This is a genomic window from Dickeya zeae NCPPB 2538 (assembly GCF_000406165.1).
In the GTDB taxonomy this organism is placed as follows: Bacteria; Pseudomonadota; Gammaproteobacteria; order Enterobacterales; family Enterobacteriaceae; genus Dickeya; species Dickeya zeae.
In genome coordinates, this window is sequence record NZ_CM001977.1 from 2110134 (window position 1) to 2129384 (window position 19251).

A 19251-nucleotide genomic window follows, 5' to 3' on the forward strand; every position below is an offset into this window, starting at 1 on the left:
AAAACGCCACCGGATAATAATGCTCCGGTGGCGTCGCCTTTGTAGCCGAATTATCGATTAATGCTCGAACATCGCAGAAATAGATTCTTCGTTGCTGATACGGCGGATAGCTTCTGCCAGCATGCCGGATAATGTCAGCGTGCGTACATTCGGCAGTGACTTAATATTTTCCGACAGCGGGATGGTATCGCAGACAATCACTTCATCAATGACAGAGTTCTTGATGTTCTCGTAAGCGTTGCCGGAGAAGATCGGGTGGGTTGCATAAGCGAAGACACGTTTGGCACCGCGCTCTTTCAGAGCCTCTGCCGCTTTGCACAACGTGCCGCCGGTATCGATCATGTCATCAACCAGTACGCAGTCACGACCCGCTACGTCACCGATGATATGCATCACCTGAGAAACGTTGGCACGAGGACGACGTTTATCGATGATCGCCATGTCGGTATCGTTCAACAGCTTCGCGATAGCACGGGCGCGAACCACACCGCCGATATCCGGAGAAACCACGATCGGGTTATCCAGGCTCTGTTGCAGCATGTCTTCGAGCAGAATCGGGCTACCGAACACGTTGTCTACCGGCACATCAAAGAAGCCCTGGATCTGCTCGGCATGGAGGTCCACCGTCAGGACACGGTCAACACCGACGCTGGAGAGAAAATCAGCCACAACTTTAGCCGTAATCGGCACGCGGGCGGAACGCACACGGCGATCCTGACGGGCATAGCCGAAATAGGGGATGACAGCGGTAATACGTCCTGCGGAAGCGCGGCGCAGGGCATCAACCATAACGACCAGTTCCATCAGGTTATCGTTGGTGGGAGCACAGGTCGACTGGATGATGAAAATATCACCACCGCGTACATTTTCGTTGATTTGTACGCTGACTTCGCCGTCGCTAAAACGACCAACAGCAGCGTCGCCCAGACTAGTGTACAAACGGTTGGCAATACGTTGTGCTAGTTCCGGCGTAGCGTTACCAGCAAAAAGCTTCATATCAGGCACGAGAAGAACCTCAAGCTTGCGTCCAGAGAAATATTCCGCCTGCGGAAGGCCGTGTGTCGTACCGCAAGCAGGATATACATACGGGTGTATGGAAAAGATCGTTAGAGCACCACGGTCGGCGGTGGTGTTTTAGCAACCCTTAAATTGCCCGGAAAGCCGTTGTTGCAGTGGAGAAACGTTCATTCCACGGGCAACAAAACCCTGTAAACCTTCCGGGGCCCGGTCTAACACCTGACGAGCGGCGGACTCGGTGTCGAATTCGGCAAACACGCAAGCGCCGGTGCCAGTCAGGCGCGACGGTGCGTATTCTAACAGCCATAAAAGTCGCTCTTCAACCTCACGAAAACGTTTTCTTACGACGGCTTCACAATCGTTGCTGAAAGTTTGTGTCAGTAACTGTGACAAAGGGCGTACTGGCGTGTCTCGCGTCAGGTCTGGATCGCCAAAGATAAGCGGGGTAGGAATACTCACTCCGGGATGCACCACCAGATACCATTTTTCCTCAGGCGAGGCAGGGGTTAGCTGTTCTCCCACGCCTTCAGCGAATGCGGCGTGCCCGTGCACAAATACTGGTACGTCTGCCCCTAACTTCAGGCCCAGCGCGGCCAGCGTGTCCACAGGAACCTGACTGTGCCACAACTGATTGAGCGCCACCAGCACGGTAGCGGCGTTAGAGGAGCCACCACCCAGACCGCCCCCCATCGGCAGACGTTTATCGATACTGATATCAGCGCCGGCAAACGGTAATCCGGCCTGTTTGCACCACGCCTGCAACAAACGGGCGGCGCGAACCACCAGATTCTGTTCATCGGGAACGCCGGGCAGCGGCGTCAGCAGCACGATGCGTTGATCCTGACGTGGGGTAATGGTCAGCGTGTCGCCGTAATCCAGAAACTGAAACAGCGTTTGCAGATTATGATACCCATCCGGTCGACGACCGGTGATGTACAAAAACAGATTCAGCTTGGCCGGGGAAGGCCAGTGGTTGCTTGCAGTCGCCATGATCTATTGCGTCGTCCAGTTGTCCATTTTCAGTTTGATGCGCTGCTCGCCCTGAGTCAGTTCCAGATTCTGCGGCAATGGCAACGGGCCGTTGATATAGGACAGGTAGGAGACATTCCAGTGCTGATCACCTTGCTGATAGTTGACGCTGCGCAGCAGGGCATGTTCGTCCAGTGTGAAATCCTGTGCGTCGCCCGGCAGGCCAAGCATCCACTGGCGTAAGTTGTCGAGCGGAATCGCCATGCCAGTTAACTGTTGGACCATGTACTGTGCGTCTTTACCCATGTAACGTTTGCCCTGATTGTCGGTTATCTGTACCAGGTCCGGGCTTGCCTGAAGCTCCAGTTCCGTGCCGCCGAGCGGGTTGGTGAGTAATAGGCGGTAGCGCTGTGGGGAGGGCTGTTGCCAGAAAAAACGGGCATACAGTTTTTTCCTATCAGAAATATAGGCAAACGATCCGCGTGTTTGATAATGGGTCAAATTTTGTACTTTCTGCTCGTGTTCACGCCACTCGGGAGAGGTGGTTTTTTTACCCGGTAGGGAGGGCTGAGTCAGGGTACAGGCTGTCAGTAACACACTCGCCAAAGGCAGTAACCGTAAGGCTTGGGTGGGTTTATTGGGCATGTCGAAGAGGTCCTGTTACAAGCATCATAGGTTCACAACAAGGCGTCACGCTAGCGGGGTTGACTGGCAGCGTCAATCCTTGTGATGTTACCTGGTAAGACGTTGATGATGTGAGTCTAGTCAATCGGGGTTACTTTTCTTGCCCGCAGGCTTCAAGTAGAATGCCCCTCAGATGAAACCCATACTAACACCGGGATTACTCTGTAGACCATGACCCTGCTTGCGCTTGGTATCAATCATAAAACAGCACCCGTCTCTCTTCGCGAGCGCGTTGCGTTCTCGCCGGACAGACAGGGGCAGGCGCTGCACAGTCTGTTACAACAGCCGTTGGTTCAGGGCGGTGTATTGTTGTCTACTTGTAACCGCACTGAGCTGTATCTCAGTGTGGAAGAGCAGGATAACCGGCACGAACAGTTAATCGCCTGGCTGTGTGATTATCACCAGCTTAACCCTGATGACATCCGCAAAAATCTCTACTGGCATGAAGGCAACGCTGCCGTCAGCCATCTGATGCGTGTCGCCAGTGGGCTGGATTCTCTGGTGTTGGGTGAACCCCAGATTTTGGGGCAGGTCAAAAAAGCGTTTGCGGATTCTCAGCGCGAGCGTTCGCTGTCAGGCGATCTGGAGCGCATGTTCCAGAAATCATTCACCGTCGCCAAACGGGTTCGAACCGAAACGGATATCGGTGCCAGTGCGGTATCGGTCGCGTTTGCCGCCTGTACACTGGCGCGGCAGATTTTTGAATCGCTGGCGGATGTCAATGTGCTGTTGGTCGGCGCAGGCGAAACCATCGAACTGGTATCCCGTCATCTGCGTGAGCACCGAGTGAAGCGGATGGTGATTGCCAACCGTACGCGTGAGCGCGCTCAGGCACTGGCCGAAGAGGTGGGTGCTGAGGTCATTACGCTGGCGGAGCTGGACGCGCATTTACCGCAGGCGGATATCGTCATCAGCTCTACCGCCAGTACATTACCCATCATCGGTAAAGGGATGATGGAGCGCACGATGAAAGCGCGCCGCAACCAACCGATGCTGATGGTGGATATCGCGGTGCCGCGTGACATCGAGCCGGAAGTCGGGCGGTTGCCGAATATTTACCTATATAGCGTGGATGACCTGCAGGCGATCATTCAGCATAATCTGGCGCAGCGCAAAGCGGCGGCAATTCAGGCTGAATCCATCGTGCAGCAGGAGTGTTCGGAGTTTATGGCGTGGCTGCGTGCGCAGTCAGCAGTAGATACTATCCGGGATTATCGCTCTCAGGCGGATAGCCTGCGTGAAGAGATGACAACCAAAGCGTTGGCGGCAATACAGAATGGTGGTGATGTTGAGGCCATAGTGCAGGAACTGACGCACCGTCTGACCAACCGCCTGATCCATGCGCCCACCCGTTCGTTACAGCAGGCCGCCCGTGATGGCGATGTTGAGCGTTTGCAGATTTTGCGTGACAGCCTCGGCCTGAACTAGCATTCTTCTCCCCCCAAATGATTCAACACAGGATTGAACTGCCCGCATGAAGTCTTCTATTGTTGCCAAACTGGAAGCGTTACAAGAGCGCCATGAAGAGGTGCAGGCGCTGCTGGGAGAACCCAGCGTGATTGCCGATATGGACCGTTTCCGGGCATTGTCCCGCGAGTACGCGCAACTTACCGACATTACCCGTTGCTTTGAGCGCTGGCAGCAGACGCAAGATGATATCGAGACGGCCGAATTAATGCTGGACGATCCTGAAATGCGTGATTTGGCGCAGGACGAACTGCAGGCGGCTAAAGTAGCCAGTGAAGATCTGGAACAACAACTGCAAGTGCTGCTGTTGCCAAAAGACCCTGATGATGAACGTGGCTGCTTTCTGGAAATCCGCGCCGGTACGGGCGGTGATGAGGCCGCGTTATTCGCCGGTGACCTGTTTCGTATGTACAGCCGTTACGCTGAGTCCCGCCGCTGGAAGGTCGAAATCATGAGCGCGAGCGACGGCGAGCACGGAGGCTACAAAGAAGTGATTGCCAAGGTTGTTGGCGATGGTGCCTATGGGCAATTGAAATTCGAATCCGGTGGTCACCGTGTTCAGCGCGTGCCAGCCACCGAATCTCAGGGGCGTATTCATACGTCCGCCTGCACGGTGGCCGTGATGCCGGAAGTGCCGGAAGCCGAGTTACCTGACATCAATCCTTCTGATTTGAGAATCGATACGTTCCGTTCCTCCGGTGCGGGCGGGCAGCACGTCAACACCACGGACTCCGCTATCCGTATTACCCACCTGCCGACCGGCATTGTGGTGGAGTGCCAGGATGAGCGTTCGCAGCACAAGAATAAAGCCAAGGCGTTGTCGGTGTTGGCTGCCCGAATTCGCGCAGCGGAAATGCACAAGCGCCAACAGGAAGAAGCCTCTACCCGGCGCAACTTGTTAGGGAGTGGTGACCGCTCTGACCGCATTCGAACGTACAATTTCCCACAAGGGCGAGTGACGGACCATCGTATTAACCTGACGCTCTATCGCTTGGATGAAGCGATGGAAGGCAAGCTGGATATGTTGATTCAGCCTATCGTGCAGGAATATCAGGCTGACCAACTGGCAGCGCTGGCTGAGCAGGATCAATGAATTATCAGCGCTGGTTGAAACAGGCGACGGCCCGGCTTCAGGCAAGCGAGAGTTCTAAGCGGGATGCCGAAATCTTGCTGGAGCATGTGACCGGCAAACGCCGCACGTTTCTGCTGGCGTTTGGTGAGACCGAACTGACTGGCGACGAAGCGCTAACGCTCGAGTCCCTGCTGGCACGGCGTGTAACCGGCGAGCCGATTGCTTATTTGGTCGGGTATAGGGAATTCTGGTCGTTACCGTTGGCAGTATCGTCAGCGACGTTGATCCCACGGCCGGATACTGAATGTCTGGTCGAGCAGGCGCTGGCCGTATTGCCCGACGGTGCGTCATCGGTGCTGGACCTGGGGACCGGTACCGGGGCGATAGCGTTGGCTATTGCCCATGAGCGGCCTGACTGTCAGGTTGTGGGTATTGATCGTCAACCGGATGCGGTCGCGCTGGCAAGCCAGAATGCCCGCCGACTGGGGATCCATAATGCCCGATTTTTGCCGGGCGATTGGTTTTCGCCGTTGGGCGAAGAGCGATTTGCCGTCATCGTCAGCAACCCACCGTACATTGATGAGCATGATCTGCACCTGTTGCGTGGCGATGTGCGTTTTGAACCCGCCAGTGCATTGGTATCGGGTGCGCAAGGATTAGCGGATTTACAGCACATTATCCGACAGGCTGGTGATTTCCTGCTGGATGGCGGCTGGTTACTGCTCGAGCATGGCTGGCAGCAGGGCGAGTCGGTTCGGAAACTGTTGTCGCAACAGGGGTTCGTCCAGGTGAAAACACACCGTGATTATGGTGATAATGAGCGGGTGACGTTGGGGCGATGGTCAGCCGGTTCGCCTGACAAGCGCTAAACCTGTTGGGGCCTCTGGTGGCACAACTTGAACAGGATCACATTGGTAATGATTAGCAGTCATTATCGCTTGAGGTTCCAGACAGAGCTGCTGACGAACACGCGATTTGGCATTATTATCGGATTCGCTGGCGCGACCGGACTCGCGGGGCGCGCGGGCAGCGGTTATGAAGTTCGCTTTTCAGGCGTGCAGCTGACGTTATCTTTGCTTTGATGGAATAACTATGAGTTCTATTGCTGATTTTGAATTTAACCAGTCATCCTTAAGCGAAGGTGTGATCCTGGTTTCCCAGTCGATACGCCGCGATTTTTCCGCGCAGGAAGTGAAGCAAACTCTGCAACAGCTTGTTGATGAAGCGCGAGCGACCATCTCCGCCGACTTGGATCAGGATCAACAACTGGAGCAGTTGATTGAGCTCTTTTTCCATACCTGGGGTTTTGGCGGTGCCAGCGGTGTGTACCATTTGTCTGACGTGCTGTGGCTGGATAAAGTGCTGGCCACCCGACAAGGGATGCCGGTGTCGCTCGGGATTATCTTCCTGCATATCGCTCATCAGTTGGACTTGCCACTGATGCCCGTGATTTTCCCCACTCAACTGATTTTACGTGCGGATTGGCTCGATGATGAAATGTGGCTGATTAATCCGCTAAATGGCGACACGCTGAGCGAGCATGTGCTTGAGGTCTGGCTGAAAGGCAATATCGGCCTCTCTGCCAGACTGCTGGATAGCGATCTGGATGAAGCGGAAAACGTGATGATTGTCCGCAAGCTGTTAGATACGCTCAAAGTCGCACTAATGGAAGAAAAGCAGATGGAGCTGGCGCTGCGTGCCAGTGAGGCTGTGCTGCAGTTTGACCCTGAAGACCCGTATGAAATTCGTGACCGTGGTTTGATTTATGCACAGTTAGACTGCGATCATATCGCGTTGTCAGATCTGAGTTACTTTGTAGAGCAGTGCCCGGAAGACCCGGTCAGCGACATGATCAAAAAACAGATTCACTCCATTGAACATAAGCAGATTGTGCTGCATTAGTTCGGGGCATAACCGGAAATCCGAATATCTGATTTATCCGACAATAAGGTAAGTTTATGAATAATAAAGTGGTTAACATCGGGTCCATCCCGGTCGGCAACCATCTGCCGTTTGTGCTGTTTGGCGGCATGAATGTGCTGGAATCCCGTGAACTGGCGATGCGAATTTGTGAACACTATGTCACGGTGACGCAGAAACTGGGTATCCCCTATGTTTTCAAGGCTTCCTTTGATAAAGCAAACCGTTCCTCTATCCACTCTTACCGTGGTCCGGGTCTGGAAGAGGGGATGAAGATTTTTCAGGAGCTGAAGGACACCTTCGGCGTGAAAATCATTACCGATGTGCACGAACCACAGCAGGCTCAACCGGTCTCTGAGGTTGTTGATGTTATTCAGTTACCGGCCTTTCTGGCCCGCCAGACCGATCTGGTCGAGGCGATGGCCAAAACGGGCGCGGTTATCAATATCAAAAAACCACAGTTCATTAGCCCCGGTCAGGTCGGGAATATCGTGGATAAATTCCGAGAAGGTGGCAATGATCAGGTGATTTTATGCGATCGTGGCACCAACTTTGGTTATGACAACCTGGTTGTAGATATGCTGGGCTTCAATGTCATGAAACAGGTTTCGCATGACGCACCGGTGATTTTTGATGTCACGCATGCACTGCAATGCCGCGATCCGTTTGGTGCGGCATCAGGTGGACGCCGTGCTCAGGTTGCTGAACTGGCGCGTGCGGGTATGGCCGTTGGCATCGCCGGGTTGTTTATTGAAGCCCACCCAGAACCGAACAGTGCCAGATGTGACGGTCCGTCGGCATTGCCGCTGGATAAACTGGAGCCGTTCCTGCAACAGATGAAAGCGATTGATGAACTGGTTAAAAATTTCCCGGAATTGGATACCAGTAATTAATCGACGTTTCAGACACAAAAAAACCGCCAGATGGCGGTTTTTTTATCCATCACGCACGGTGATTATTTGTACAGGTCGGCGCCGATAGTGTAATGGTCGCCGTTTTCCTGCCACTGTTTGGTGATGTGGTAGAACTTGGCACCTTTCTTGTAAGCTCGCTTGGCTACGGCTTCAGAAATATCTGTCGGGCTGCTAAAGCTATCGCGGAAGCTAATGGAGTCAAACGGTGCCATCTGAGCGGCAGTGGCATTGTTGAGTTCCTGAATCTTGGTGCCATCCGGCATCGTTACCGTGTAACGGGAACCTACATTTGAAGACTGGGTCTGGAAGAAGTTACCCACCTTATCGCTCAGGCTTGAAGAGGTTGCAACACCGGGGATTTCCACTTTAGCTGCGGCAGCACCACCAGCAGCGACGGCGGCTTTACCGGCTTCGGAGTTGGCCGGGATCAGGTCCGGGCTCTGCACCTGACGCTTGGGCGCGTCTTTCTTGTAGATAAACGCTGTGATGCTTTGGGTAGTCCCGCTAGAATTGATATCTGCCTGACGAACGATATAGAACGAGTAAGCGCCTTTTTTCTTGGCTGCACTACCGATGGCTTCGCTGACTTCCGGTTGGTTACTGAATGCACCGTTTACCGTGACAGTGTCGTAAGGTTCCAGACGTACCGCCTCATCTTTCGGCAGTTCCTGAACGCCACTGAATTCACGGTGAGAAGTATCTTTGACGGCAGCAGGCGCATCTTTTTTATACAAATCGACGGTTACCTGCCAACGGCCACCGTTAACTTCGGAAGTACCCTGAATGTAAAACGCCGCTGCGCCGCTCTCATCTGCCTTTTGGGAGGCCGCCGTAGCCGCTTCATAAATAGCATCGTAACGACCATAAAAGGTAATACGCTTAAAGGGCTGTAGTGATTGTGCTTTTTCTGGCGTAAGTTCCTGCGCAGCCTGCGTCGAAAACGCTACTATTGATAGGAGTGTGGATGCAACAACGCTAGTTCTCAGCTTCATAAAAAATCCTTTCGCCTGACGCATACGGTGAATACGTTCCAAGCCATCTTTATGTGGTAGCCGCTGATTATGGCATGGAACCTGATGTTATGCCTCTGCATTTTAAGCCAAATCTTACAAAATCATGCGCGAATAGCAGAGAAAGAGAAAAATGAAAATAATCACCATTAATAATCGAATTCATTTTATAAACGATATTTATCGCAATTAATGCAGTTAACAAAGCGTTAACAGCGATTTTTTGTGAGGCGTCTTTGAATATTGTTGTAGCAATAATGGTAGAAAAACTTGTTTTAGCTGTGATTTTTGACCGTAAATGGGCATAGCTGCCTGTCATAACTCTGCTTTTAGAACGTAATGGTTTTAGCAGTGGATCATTAATTCCATTTTAAGTAGGTTATAAAGGGACTTATCGCTGCCGCCGCGGGTGCTGGTAACAGCGACAAGTCATTTTTCAAGTGATTGACATAGCCTATTATAAAACCTTCGTGACAACGAAAAGGGATTCACAATGCGTATTGGTGTACCAAAAGAGAGGTTGGCCAATGAAGCCCGTGTCGCAGCCACGCCAAAAACGGTGGAGCAACTGCTGAAACTGGGCTTTGAGGTCGCTATTGAACGTGGGGCGGGCAAACCGGCCAGTTTCGATGACAGTGCTTACGAGCAAGCTGGCGCGATAATTCTGGATACAGCGGAGATCTGGCAGAGCGATATTCTGTTCAAGGTGAATGCGCCGCTGGATGAAGAAATAGAGTTAACCCGTGCTGGCAGCACGATCATTAGTTTCATCTGGCCTGCTCAGAATCCGGCGTTGCTGGAAAAACTGGCGGCACGTCAGGTGACCGTTCTGGCGATGGATTCTGTGCCGCGTATTTCCCGTGCCCAGTCCATGGATGCGCTGAGCTCGATGGCAAACATTGCCGGGTATCGTGCCATTGTTGAAGCGGCGCATGAGTTTGGCCGTTTCTTTACCGGTCAGATAACGGCGGCAGGTAAAGTACCACCGGCGAAGGTGATGATCATCGGTGCTGGTGTGGCAGGGCTTGCCGCGATCGGGGCTGCTGGAAGCCTGGGTGCCATCGTTCGTGCATTTGATACACGCCCGGAAGTAAAAGAGCAGGTTAAAAGCATGGGCGCCGAATTCCTGGAGCTGGAATTCGAAGAAGAAGCCGGCAGTGGCGATGGTTACGCCAAAGTCATGTCTGAAGCCTTTATCAAGGCAGAAATGGCGTTGTTCGCGGCACAGGCTCAAGAGGTGGATATTATCGTCACCACTGCGCTGATCCCGGGCAAACCGGCACCGCGACTGATCACCCGTGAAATGGTGCAAAGCATGAAACCCGGCAGTGTGATTGTCGACCTGGCAGCACAGACCGGTGGTAACTGTGAGCTGACCGTTGCTGATCAGGTTACGGTGACAGAAAACGGCGTGAAGATCATCGGTTATACCGATTTGCCCAGTCGCCTGCCGACCCAGTCGTCACAGTTGTACGGCACTAACCTGGTGAATCTGCTGAAGCTGTTGTGTAAAGAGAAGAACGGCGAAATCGATATTGATTTCGGAGATAACGTTATTCGCGGTGTAACGGTGGTTAAATCGGGTGAAATCACCTGGCCAGCCCCGCCGATTCAGGTTTCGGCACAACCGCAGCAGGCTAAACCGGCAGCAGCGGCTGCACCGAAAGAAGCGAAACCCGCTTCGCCCTGGAAGAAATTTATCTTCATCGCGTTGGCGATAGTGTTGTTTGGCTGGCTGGCAAACGTGGCACCGAAAGAGTTCCTGTCTCACTTCACGGTATTTGCGCTGTCTTGCGTGGTGGGATACTACGTGGTCTGGAACGTCAGTCACGCGCTGCACACGCCATTGATGTCGGTCACCAATGCGATTTCCGGCATTATTGTGGTGGGGGCGTTGTTGCAGATTGGGCATGGGGGATGGGTATCTTTTCTCTCCTTTATCGCCGTGCTGATCGCCAGCATCAATATTTTCGGCGGGTTTACCGTCACTCAGCGCATGCTGAAAATGTTCCGTAAGAATTAAGGGGTAACGGATGTCTGGAGGATTAGTGACAGCAGCATACATCGTTGCTGCAATTCTGTTTATTTTCAGCCTGGCTGGTTTATCCAAACACGAGACGTCCCGTCAGGGGAACATTTTCGGTATTAGCGGGATGGCCATTGCACTGTTGGCGACCATCCTGGGGCCGCATGCCGGGAACGTAGGCTGGATTCTCGTAGCGATGGTGATCGGTGGCACTGTCGGTGTGCGCCTGGCTCGCAAGGTAGAAATGACCGAAATGCCGGAGCTGGTAGCGATTCTGCACAGCTTTGTTGGCCTGGCGGCGGTACTGGTCGGCTTCAACAGCTTTATTGGCGAAGCCGATATTGCTGAACCCATCATGGAAAATATCCATCTGACCGAAGTATTTTTGGGTATTTTCATCGGTGCGGTGACCTTTACCGGTTCGATTGTCGCGTTTGGTAAACTGCGTGGTTTGATTTCATCGAAACCACTGATGCTGCCTAATCGCCATAAGCTGAATCTGTTGGCGTTGGTACTGTCATTCCTGTTGTTGCTGGTGTTTGTCAAAACCGGCAGTGCTGGAATGCAGGCATTCGCGTTGCTGCTGATGACGCTGATTGCGCTGGCGTTCGGCTGGCATCTGGTGGCCTCTATCGGTGGCGCGGATATGCCGGTGGTGGTTTCCATGCTGAACTCCTATTCAGGGTGGGCGGCCGCGGCGGCAGGTTTTATGCTGAGCAATGACCTGCTCATCGTGACCGGTGCGCTGGTGGGTTCTTCTGGTGCGATTCTGTCTTACATCATGTGCAAGGCGATGAACCGCTCGTTCATTAGCGTTATTGCTGGCGGTTTCGGTACGGACGGCTCTTCGGCGGGTAGTGATGAAGCCGTGGGTGAACATCGTGAAACCACCGCAGAAGAGGTTGCAGAACTGCTGAAAAACTCTACCTCGGTGATTATTACGCCGGGATATGGTATGGCGGTGGCGCAGGCCCAATACCCGGTGCATGACATTACCGCTAAACTGCGTGCTCGCGGCATTACGGTTCGCTTTGGTATTCACCCGGTTGCCGGTCGTCTGCCTGGGCACATGAACGTTCTGCTGGCGGAAGCGAAAGTGCCTTACGATATCGTGCTGGAAATGGATGAAATCAATGACGATTTCACCGATACCGATACCGTGTTGGTGATTGGCGCTAACGACACCGTTAACCCTGCCGCTCAGGAAGATCCACACAGTCCTATTGCGGGTATGCCGGTACTGGAAGTCTGGAAAGCGCAGAATGTTATCGTGTTTAAGCGCTCGATGAATACCGGCTATGCTGGTGTGCAGAATCCGCTGTTCTTTAAAGAGAACACCCAAATGCTGTTCGGCGATGCCAAAGAAAGCGTGGAAGCGATTCTGAAAGCGTTGTAAGTCAGCATCAATTCGATGAAACATCCGTAAAACAACAGGGGCCGATGGCCCCTGTTGTTATTGAGAGTAGTGACTGAGCGTGATAAGCGTAGCGGTCAGTTGGTTTTCTCCTGACTACCCGCGTCATTTTCACCCTGCAATGTGACCGGCGAAACAAAGTCGTCCGGTTTAATGGCCAGCAAATCGCATTTTAGGTGATCGATCACGTGTTCTACCGTGTTGCCGATAAACGCAGCAGACAGGCCGGTGCGCCCAAGCGATCCCAACACCACTACCCCAGCCTGCAGATGTTCCGCCAGGTCGGGAATGACCTCTTCCGGCAAACCTTTTTCCACATGGGTGACGCGTTCATCCAAATTGAACTTCTGTCGCAGAGACTTCATCGCCAGCAGGTGTTGGCCGCGGATAGCTCCGTTATAGACGCCGGGGTCGAAATCCGGCAGTTCAATGGCGATATTGATGGGGGTGACCGGATAAGCGCCGACCAGGTGGACTTCGGTTTGGTTAACCTGACGAGCTAAATCCAGCGCTTCGGATACCAGTTTTATATTAAGCGGGTCGTGATAGGGGTCTTCACTCGCCAGATTGACTGCCACCAGGGCGCGGCTGTCTTCCGGCCAGGGCTGGTCTTTCACCATCCAGACCGGGCAAGGACATTTACGCAGTAACTGCCAGTCGGTCGGGGTGAAAATCACCGCCTCCAGCCTGTCGTGCTGGTGAGCCATTTTGAGCAATAAATCGTGCTTACCGGCAATCACCTCCTGAATAATGGCTTCATAAGGTTTGTTATGCCAGACGACCTTGATATCAATGGGGATCCCCGCATCAAGGTAGTATTTACACTGTTCCGCAATCCATTCGGTTCGTTGGGCGATAACCCCTTGTCTCATCTCGGTTCGTTCATCCGGAGAAAGCAGGGTAGTCATTTCGTAGGAAAAGTCGTAGATAGGCAAAAACGCCTTAATACGACCACCAAGCCGCTGGACCAGATAAACGGCCCGTCTCAGCGCGGGCTGGTCATCCTGATTGGGGTCAATAGCTACCAGTAAATTCTGATACTTCGCCATAGCTCCTCCTGTTGGCTGTCACTCTGCAGCCTGCCCGTTAAGAGTAACGCAAGGAAATCGCTTTGAACAATACGATGAGCGCGACCGGATCAACAATTCAGAGCAATCATTGATCCGGCGCTGTACAGGGGGTGTTAAGCTTTAGTACGTGATGAGCCCGCCAGTTCGGCCAGCAGCTCATTATTCTCGATAGTGATGTACTTACCTTTCACGGCCAGCATACCGCTTTTCTGGAAGCGACCGAGCAGGCGACTGATAGTTTCTACCGTCAGACCCAGATAGTTGCCGATATCACCGCGAGTCATGGTCAGCCGGAATTCACGAGGTGAAAAACCACGCTGGGCAAAACGACGGGAAAGGTTGTAGATAAAGGCGGCCAGGCGTTCTTCGGCGTTCTTTTTCGACAATAGCAGGATCATGTCCTGATCGCCACGAATTTCGCCGCTCATCAGCCGCATCATTTGCTGACGCAAGTTGGGCATTTTACCGGATAAGTCGTCCAGCGTTTCAAATGGGATTTCACACACCATGGACGTTTCCAGGGCCTGAGCGAAACTGGGGTGCTGAGCGCCACCGATAGCGTCAAACCCAACCAGATCGCCTGCCAGATGGAAACCGGTGATTTGTTCATCGCCTTGTTCGGTGATGGTGTAGCTTTTGATGGTGCCTGAGCGGATAGCATACAGTGATTTCAGTTCATCACCGGCCTTGAACAACGCTTGCCCTTTCTGGATGGGTTTTTTCCTTTCGATAATGTTGTCGAGTTGGTCGAGTTCATGCTCGTTCAGTGTGAAAGGAATACACAGCTGGCTGATGCTGCAATCCTGACAGTGGATTGCGCAGCCGCCAGACTGAATGCGTCGGATTATTCGCTTTTCAGGAATCATAGACTTTACTCAGGCGATAATTGATATTGGTCAATTTTAACAGCTTTTATTGGGTCTGATAAGATCTGCTATCTCTGGAACTGACAAGTAAATAGTGAGCTTATTAATATTTTTGGCACGATATTTGGATTCTTCGCCTCACCACTCGCGGATTTTCACTAACTTAGCGTCTGCTATTGAATAAATCTTGCTGTGGTAAATACCCTTCGTGGGTTAATAACCATTGTTTACGATGAATGCCGCCGGCGTAACCGGTGAGCGTACCTCGCGCACCAATAACACGATGGCAGGGGACGACAATACTGATGGGATTGGAACCATTGGCCAGTCCAACGGCGCGGGCGGCACCTGGTTGCCCGAGTCTGACAGCCAGTTCACCGTAAGTGGTTGTCGTGCCACAAGGTATGGTACGAAGCGCCTGCCAGACCTGATGTTGGAAGTCAGTGCCTGCAGCCGCGACTGGCAAGGTCTCAATAATCTTCAGGTCGCCTGCGAAATAGGCAGATAACGCATCGGTCAATTGACCGGGGTTATTACAGGTTTTTAACACGAACGGGTCATGGCGGTAACGCTTATTCAGCGATTGATATAAATTTTCTTCATATTCACGCCATTCCACCGCTCTAAGGTGATAATTTTCATCAGCAATCAATAATAATTCCCCAATGGGCGTGGGGAGCGTATCAAATAAAAATGTCTGCATGGATATCGTGTTATGTAACGTCAGCCAATAACAGTGACGTGGTAACCAGATTTAAGCGTGGGCGCATTGTCGCTTTAATAGCAACATCTGTCACATAAAAACTGCATGATTTTGAGAAAGGGCTGGAGGTGATAGCCGGGTACACGGCCAGCACCTCCAGGGAATTGCAGACTCAGGATGAGGCCAGTTTTTGAAGCGTCGTCAACTGGTTAACGGCGTCTTGCATGGCGTCCATCCCTTTGGCGAGATCTTTCAGATTACCCAGATTCGCCGTCATGTTGGCCCGGTCCTTATCGGTTTCGGCACTCATGGTGGCGATTTGGTTGGCTGCCGAAATACTCTTATCCGCCATTTGCGCAGTGGTCGTGACGGTTTGCTGAGCAATGGAGCGGATATGCGCGATGGTTTGAACCGCTTCATTAATGCTGTGGGTGGTCGCGTCAACCTGCTCTTTAGAGGAACTGGCCAGTTTGCGGACTTCGTCAGCAACCACGGCGAATCCCCGGCCTGCCTCACCCGCGCGGGCGGCCTCTACGGCGGCATTCAGTGCCAGCAAGTTGGTTTTATCCGCAATCGCATTGATACCGCTGGTGATATGACTGATGCTGGTTGAAATACGTTCCAGGTCGTTAAGGCCGGTTTCCAGCCGGACCTGTGCCTCTTGTGTTTTTGAGGCAGAGTCGCTAATTGCACGGATGCTGCTTTGAGCCACATCCAGTGTATCGCTCTGGCGTAGCGTTGCCTGTTCCAGTTGGGGCATGGCTATCAACAGCGGTGCCAACGCCTGTTCATAATCAACCACCTGTTTGACTACGGCTGACTGAATGTCATGCAGGGCTTCCCAACGCCGCAGGGCGCGTTGGGCATAATGACCGGCGTAGGCGGCGTATTCGACAGGGAAATGGTTCATGGCTTTCACGTCACGGTCAAAAAATGCCAGTGCGGATAGCGTCTGGTTGATGGGTACCCCCAGAATTTCACCAAAGCTGGAAAACCCGGCGGCGGGGACCTGATCAAAAAATTGAGCCTGCTCCAGACTGGTGTTGCCAACCCGGCGCAGTACACAGTCATTGAGCAGTAACAGCTCTGGTTTGCCATGTTGTGACACAAACTGTTGCCAGTCCCGTTCGGTGGTGGCGATAAAATCGGTTGATTGCATAAGATGCAGTCGGTCACCAAATTCCAGGTCACAGAAAAAGGCAATATGGTCTTCTTTAATGGCGGCGACGGAACGAACGAAGTACTCGTCATTGACCTTAACCGCGAAGGTTTTTCCTGTCAGATGCTGGCTGATTTGACCTGGCGGACAGCGTAAACAGGCAGCGATCGCGTCAATAATTGGCTGCTCATGGCCGTGGGCATCGAAAACAGATTTTACCGTACGGGCGACAGGGTCAGCTTCTGCCACCAGCCAGCTCTGTTTTGTCGGTTCAAAGTTCTGGCTTTTGAATGGCGCGAATGATTTGCCGGGCGCCATCTGACAGAACACGATTACCGCCTTTCCTTGTAGCACCGCGTTATCCGCACCAATGTAGGTACCGCTGAAATCGAGCCGTCCACCTGCCGCACCGCCGATGGTCAGGCAGGGGAAACGGCGGCAGGCGTACCAGGCCTGCATCAAAAAGCCTTCCGATGCCGCCAGACCATCACAATAAATCAGCGCAAAGGTGTTATCCGGAGAGAGCGGCATACTGACGTTCAGGCGCTCCAGTTCTCGCTTAATGGCGTCGATTCTGACGCGAGCGCTGGGTTTGTCATGCATGTGCAGATCGACCAGATGCACCTCATGTTTGGCGATCAGCGATTGAGGCATCCATAACCAACTGCCTTGCGGGCTATTCATCTCGCAATAAGCAGAGCGATTACGCTGACTGCATAACGTGCCGGTGGAGGAGAGGGTGATCACGGTGCGATTAGGGGCTGAAAATCGTTGCCAGGCGCGATTGACCTCGGAGAAGTTGGCTTCAGGGGGGACGAATGCCAACAACAATCCCGGCTTGGAGGGGAGCCCGAGAGCAGACAATGAGTTGGGTAAGGCGTCACACCGATAGGTGCCACGTGCTGGGCGGTTCCTTGTTAAGCCCGGGATTGCGATATGGCTCAGGAAAGATGACATAATGTTTCCACTCCCTATATTTAATTAATTTAATGGGAAGCCTGATTTTATCCTACGAGATGCCAATAGAGTGTAGGGTGATCGGGATCACCTGCCATTACTCGAATAGGCAAGAAATCTAATTCCGTGTGCGGGATCACATTGATGATAGTGGTAGATGAACGAGTTAGAGAATGATAAGAAAATTATTTTGTGAAAAATGAAATTACTTAGATTTACTAATGTATTTTCGAGGTGAATGGGGGGTATTGTACGGATTGCTGCCAGAGGATGGCCGATACAGTGCGCTGTCGTATCGGCCGGAGTCCGTTACTGGATAACGCCGCAGGCAATGCGCATTCCGCCGCCGCCGAGTTCCTTCGGTGTATCGGCGTAGTTGTCACCACCGGTATGAACCATCAAGGCGTGGTCTTTCACTTCCGATAGCGATTTCAACCGTGGTGCCAGTACTTCGTACGTGGCGCTGCCATCAGCATTGACGACCAGACCAGGCAGATCGCCCAGATGGCCTTTATCATTGTAAGGGCCAAGATGCCGACCGGTTTTTTGTGGATCCAGATGCCCACCCGCTGCCAGTGCCGGTACGGTATTGCCATTTTGCGTACCTGGCGCACAACTGGCATTAGCATGGACATGGAAGCCATGAATGCCCGGTTGCAACCCTTTCAGGTTGGGGCTAAACAACAGGCCATACTCTGTTTCAGTGATAGTGATATTACCTAGCGTATCGCCATCGCCAGTAGGTAGCGCCTCTTTCAGTGTGACGGTCGTACTGGCCGCATGGGCGATGGCGCTGATGAACAGGCCAGACAGAATCAGTGCGTTGAGTTTCATGATGCTCCCTTGTTTCCATTGTCGTGTACTGCCGCAGCCCTGATTATTACGCGGCAACATCATCGGTCGTGCCGAGGGCATAAAACGCCCGTTTACCTCATCAACGGGTACCCAGGAAAATGGATTCCCTCAAGCCAAATATAGTCGGCACGGTATAGCGCGCCAGTCTTTAGTGACGTTGTCACGTATTGTCGACGGCAATCAATGCTGGAAGGGCCAGACACACCCGCATTTTGAGCATCGCCAGACGGTGTAATCGTCGACACAGGACAAAAATTGGGTCTATCACACTGATAAAACAACAATTCGATATATAGTGTAATCAGGGGATGGAAAATATGATGAAAAAATCAGGCATGAAGGAGACGAAAAAAATGAGTAAGGGTGTGGTAACGAAAGGGCTGTGTGGCCTGTTGCTGGCAATGCCGCTCTGCGGTTTGGCCGATAACAAAAATCCGGATTTGATTGCCGGCTATACCTCGCAACAACTGGCTAATGCGTTACCGGAGGTGGTTGATGGCTTAAAACGCCGCGGTGTGGAAGTGGATGCCAAAGAGCATTCCGTGCAGGCCGAGTATGTAGATACCGCAACGAAACGTAAGACGCTGGTCACCATTTATATTCCGCCATCAATCAGTGGGCAGGAAGCGACCAGTGAAACTGAACTGGATGCTGCGGTTGCCAGTTCCGAGAAAGAGATGCTGCGCCAGCGAATTCGCCCGGAGAAAAAGGATCTGGTTGCCGATGGCACACCAAAATTCCGGTGTCTGCTGACCATTCTGAATGATCAGGTTGTGCATTCTTTATGTTCCGCCGTGGTGAAAGGTCGGGTGGTGGAGATCCAGCCGGTCACACTGGTGGACAATAAAGCGTTTGAACCGGCACAGCAGCGCCAGGCCGCGGTGGTGTTGTCCATCGGAAAAAGTCTGCTGGCGGCTAAATAGCGTGATTGTGATCGCCTGATGGCTCAGCCCTGCCGGTCGGTAGGGCTTTTTTATAGGTTGCGTGTGATGATAAAAAATCATCAGTGATTAATTAAGCGCGAAGTTTGCTATAATATGTGATTTAAATCACATTAAATCGCTAAAATAAAATCAAATATTTCCGATAAGTAAAATATCTGTGCGCTTTTAATCAGGGCGTATTCCACTTAAGTCGGAGAGGCAAGG

General features: G+C 52.5%; 18 protein-coding genes. 8 read left to right on the plus strand and 10 right to left on the minus strand.

Going from position 1 to position 19251, the window contains the following annotated elements:
• Nucleotides 1-57: 57 nt before the first annotated feature.
• The 3 genes from prs to lolB form a co-directional block, all read right to left on the minus strand.
• Complete coding sequence (gene prs / locus DZE2538_RS09185) at nt 58-1005, minus strand: ribose-phosphate diphosphokinase (RefSeq protein ID WP_012884690.1); 948 nt, start codon at nt 1003-1005, stop codon at nt 58-60.
• A 129-nt stretch (nt 1006-1134) separates the two neighbouring features.
• On the minus strand, nt 1135-2007 hold the full coding sequence (ispE, locus tag DZE2538_RS09190; protein ID WP_038916166.1) for a 4-(cytidine 5'-diphospho)-2-C-methyl-D-erythritol kinase: 873 nt from the start codon (nt 2005-2007) through the stop codon (nt 1135-1137).
• 3 nt (nt 2008-2010) lie between these two features.
• Nucleotides 2011-2631 (minus strand): lipoprotein insertase outer membrane protein LolB, encoded by a 621-nt coding sequence (lolB, locus tag DZE2538_RS09195; protein ID WP_038916168.1) that lies wholly within the window; start codon nt 2629-2631, stop codon nt 2011-2013.
• 210 nt (nt 2632-2841) lie between these two features.
• On the opposite strand from lolB, the gene hemA reads away from it, so the two are divergent.
• The 5 genes from hemA to kdsA all read left to right on the plus strand — a co-directional run bounded on the left by hemA (nt 2842) and on the right by kdsA (nt 8022).
• Nucleotides 2842-4098, plus strand: a complete 1257-nt coding sequence (gene hemA, locus DZE2538_RS09200; protein WP_038916169.1) for a glutamyl-tRNA reductase — start codon at nt 2842-2844, stop codon at nt 4096-4098.
• A 46-nt stretch (nt 4099-4144) separates the two neighbouring features.
• Nucleotides 4145-5230: a peptide chain release factor 1 gene (prfA, locus tag DZE2538_RS09205; protein WP_012884694.1), complete on the plus strand. Its 1086-nt coding sequence runs from the start codon at nt 4145-4147 to the stop codon at nt 5228-5230.
• Nucleotides 5227-6078 (plus strand): peptide chain release factor N(5)-glutamine methyltransferase, encoded by an 852-nt coding sequence (gene prmC / locus DZE2538_RS09210; protein WP_038916170.1) that lies wholly within the window; start codon nt 5227-5229, stop codon nt 6076-6078. Before prfA ends, prmC begins: the two co-directional genes overlap by 4 nt.
• 223 nt (nt 6079-6301) lie before the next feature.
• Nucleotides 6302-7111 carry an invasion regulator SirB1 gene (gene sirB1 / locus DZE2538_RS09215; protein WP_019846392.1) on the plus strand — a complete coding sequence of 270 codons (810 nt, stop codon included), beginning with the start codon at nt 6302-6304 and terminating at the stop codon, nt 7109-7111.
• A gap of 56 nt (nt 7112-7167) precedes the next feature.
• Nucleotides 7168-8022, plus strand: coding sequence for a 3-deoxy-8-phosphooctulonate synthase (gene kdsA, locus DZE2538_RS09220; protein ID WP_038916172.1), 855 nt, complete (start codon nt 7168-7170; stop codon nt 8020-8022).
• A 62-nt stretch (nt 8023-8084) separates the two neighbouring features.
• Here kdsA and ydgH read toward each other — a convergent pair whose 3' ends face one another.
• Together ydgH and DZE2538_RS20855 are read right to left on the minus strand one after the other, a co-directional pair.
• Nucleotides 8085-9035 carry a DUF1471 family protein YdgH gene (gene ydgH, locus DZE2538_RS09225; protein ID WP_038916173.1) on the minus strand — a complete coding sequence of 317 codons (951 nt, stop codon included), beginning with the start codon at nt 9033-9035 and terminating at the stop codon, nt 8085-8087.
• 67 nt (nt 9036-9102) lie between these two features.
• Nucleotides 9103-9372, minus strand: coding sequence for a hypothetical protein (locus DZE2538_RS20855; RefSeq protein ID WP_152486135.1), 270 nt, complete (start codon nt 9370-9372; stop codon nt 9103-9105).
• Between the two features lie 174 nt (nt 9373-9546).
• Between DZE2538_RS20855 and pntA the strand changes: the two genes are divergently transcribed.
• Together pntA and pntB are read left to right on the plus strand one after the other, a co-directional pair.
• Nucleotides 9547-11076 (plus strand): Re/Si-specific NAD(P)(+) transhydrogenase subunit alpha, encoded by a 1530-nt coding sequence (gene pntA, locus DZE2538_RS09230; protein ID WP_038916174.1) that lies wholly within the window; start codon nt 9547-9549, stop codon nt 11074-11076.
• Nucleotides 11077-11086: 10 nt separating this feature from the next.
• On the plus strand, nt 11087-12475 hold the full coding sequence (gene pntB / locus DZE2538_RS09235; RefSeq protein ID WP_016941397.1) for a Re/Si-specific NAD(P)(+) transhydrogenase subunit beta: 1389 nt from the start codon (nt 11087-11089) through the stop codon (nt 12473-12475).
• Nucleotides 12476-12570: 95 nt separating this feature from the next.
• On the opposite strand, the gene uspE is transcribed toward pntB, so the two are convergent.
• The 5 genes from uspE to sodC all read right to left on the minus strand — a co-directional run bounded on the left by uspE (nt 12571) and on the right by sodC (nt 18082).
• Nucleotides 12571-13542 (minus strand): universal stress protein UspE, encoded by a 972-nt coding sequence (uspE, locus tag DZE2538_RS09240; protein WP_019846665.1) that lies wholly within the window; start codon nt 13540-13542, stop codon nt 12571-12573.
• Nucleotides 13543-13676: 134 nt separating this feature from the next.
• Complete coding sequence (gene fnr, locus DZE2538_RS09245) at nt 13677-14429, minus strand: fumarate/nitrate reduction transcriptional regulator Fnr (RefSeq protein WP_016941395.1); 753 nt, start codon at nt 14427-14429, stop codon at nt 13677-13679.
• 163 nt (nt 14430-14592) lie between these two features.
• Entirely contained in the window at nt 14593-15132 is a 540-nt protein-coding gene (gene ogt, locus DZE2538_RS09250; RefSeq protein WP_038916175.1) for a methylated-DNA--[protein]-cysteine S-methyltransferase, read from the minus strand.
• Between the two features lie 172 nt (nt 15133-15304).
• Complete coding sequence (locus DZE2538_RS09255) at nt 15305-17248, minus strand: methyl-accepting chemotaxis protein (RefSeq protein WP_019846667.1); 1944 nt, start codon at nt 17246-17248, stop codon at nt 15305-15307.
• A gap of 309 nt (nt 17249-17557) precedes the next feature.
• The gene (gene sodC / locus DZE2538_RS09260) at nt 17558-18082 is read right to left on the minus strand and encodes a superoxide dismutase family protein (protein WP_023639652.1); all 525 of its coding nucleotides are present in this window, start codon (nt 18080-18082) and stop codon (nt 17558-17560) included.
• Nucleotides 18083-18456: 374 nt separating this feature from the next.
• On the opposite strand from sodC, the gene DZE2538_RS09265 reads away from it, so the two are divergent.
• Nucleotides 18457-19026 carry a hypothetical protein gene (locus DZE2538_RS09265; RefSeq protein ID WP_023639653.1) on the plus strand — a complete coding sequence of 190 codons (570 nt, stop codon included), beginning with the start codon at nt 18457-18459 and terminating at the stop codon, nt 19024-19026.
• Nucleotides 19027-19251 lie beyond the last annotated feature (225 nt).

Bases quoted from the DNA above. Each gene is read 5' to 3' on its own strand.
- sodC (WP_023639652.1), bottom strand. From the start codon at position 18,082: ATGAAACTCAACGCACTGATTCTGTCTGGCCTGTTCATCAGCGCCATC.
- DZE2538_RS20855 (WP_152486135.1), bottom strand. From the start codon at position 9,372: ATGACAGGCAGCTATGCCCATTTACGGTCAAAAATCACAGCTAAAACA.
- fnr (WP_016941395.1), bottom strand. From the start codon at position 14,429: ATGATTCCTGAAAAGCGAATAATCCGACGCATTCAGTCTGGCGGCTGC.
- DZE2538_RS09265 (WP_023639653.1), top strand. From the start codon at position 18,457: ATGAGTAAGGGTGTGGTAACGAAAGGGCTGTGTGGCCTGTTGCTGGCA.
- pntB (WP_016941397.1), top strand. From the start codon at position 11,087: ATGTCTGGAGGATTAGTGACAGCAGCATACATCGTTGCTGCAATTCTG.
- ydgH (WP_038916173.1), bottom strand. From the start codon at position 9,035: ATGAAGCTGAGAACTAGCGTTGTTGCATCCACACTCCTATCAATAGTA.
- ogt (WP_038916175.1), bottom strand. From the start codon at position 15,132: ATGCAGACATTTTTATTTGATACGCTCCCCACGCCCATTGGGGAATTA.
- prmC (WP_038916170.1), top strand. From the start codon at position 5,227: ATGAATTATCAGCGCTGGTTGAAACAGGCGACGGCCCGGCTTCAGGCA.
- prfA (WP_012884694.1), top strand. From the start codon at position 4,145: ATGAAGTCTTCTATTGTTGCCAAACTGGAAGCGTTACAAGAGCGCCAT.
- hemA (WP_038916169.1), top strand. From the start codon at position 2,842: ATGACCCTGCTTGCGCTTGGTATCAATCATAAAACAGCACCCGTCTCT.
- sirB1 (WP_019846392.1), top strand. From the start codon at position 6,302: ATGAGTTCTATTGCTGATTTTGAATTTAACCAGTCATCCTTAAGCGAA.
- ispE (WP_038916166.1), bottom strand. From the start codon at position 2,007: ATGGCGACTGCAAGCAACCACTGGCCTTCCCCGGCCAAGCTGAATCTG.
- DZE2538_RS09255 (WP_019846667.1), bottom strand. From the start codon at position 17,248: ATGTCATCTTTCCTGAGCCATATCGCAATCCCGGGCTTAACAAGGAAC.
- pntA (WP_038916174.1), top strand. From the start codon at position 9,547: ATGCGTATTGGTGTACCAAAAGAGAGGTTGGCCAATGAAGCCCGTGTC.
- kdsA (WP_038916172.1), top strand. From the start codon at position 7,168: ATGAATAATAAAGTGGTTAACATCGGGTCCATCCCGGTCGGCAACCAT.
- lolB (WP_038916168.1), bottom strand. From the start codon at position 2,631: ATGCCCAATAAACCCACCCAAGCCTTACGGTTACTGCCTTTGGCGAGT.
- uspE (WP_019846665.1), bottom strand. From the start codon at position 13,542: ATGGCGAAGTATCAGAATTTACTGGTAGCTATTGACCCCAATCAGGAT.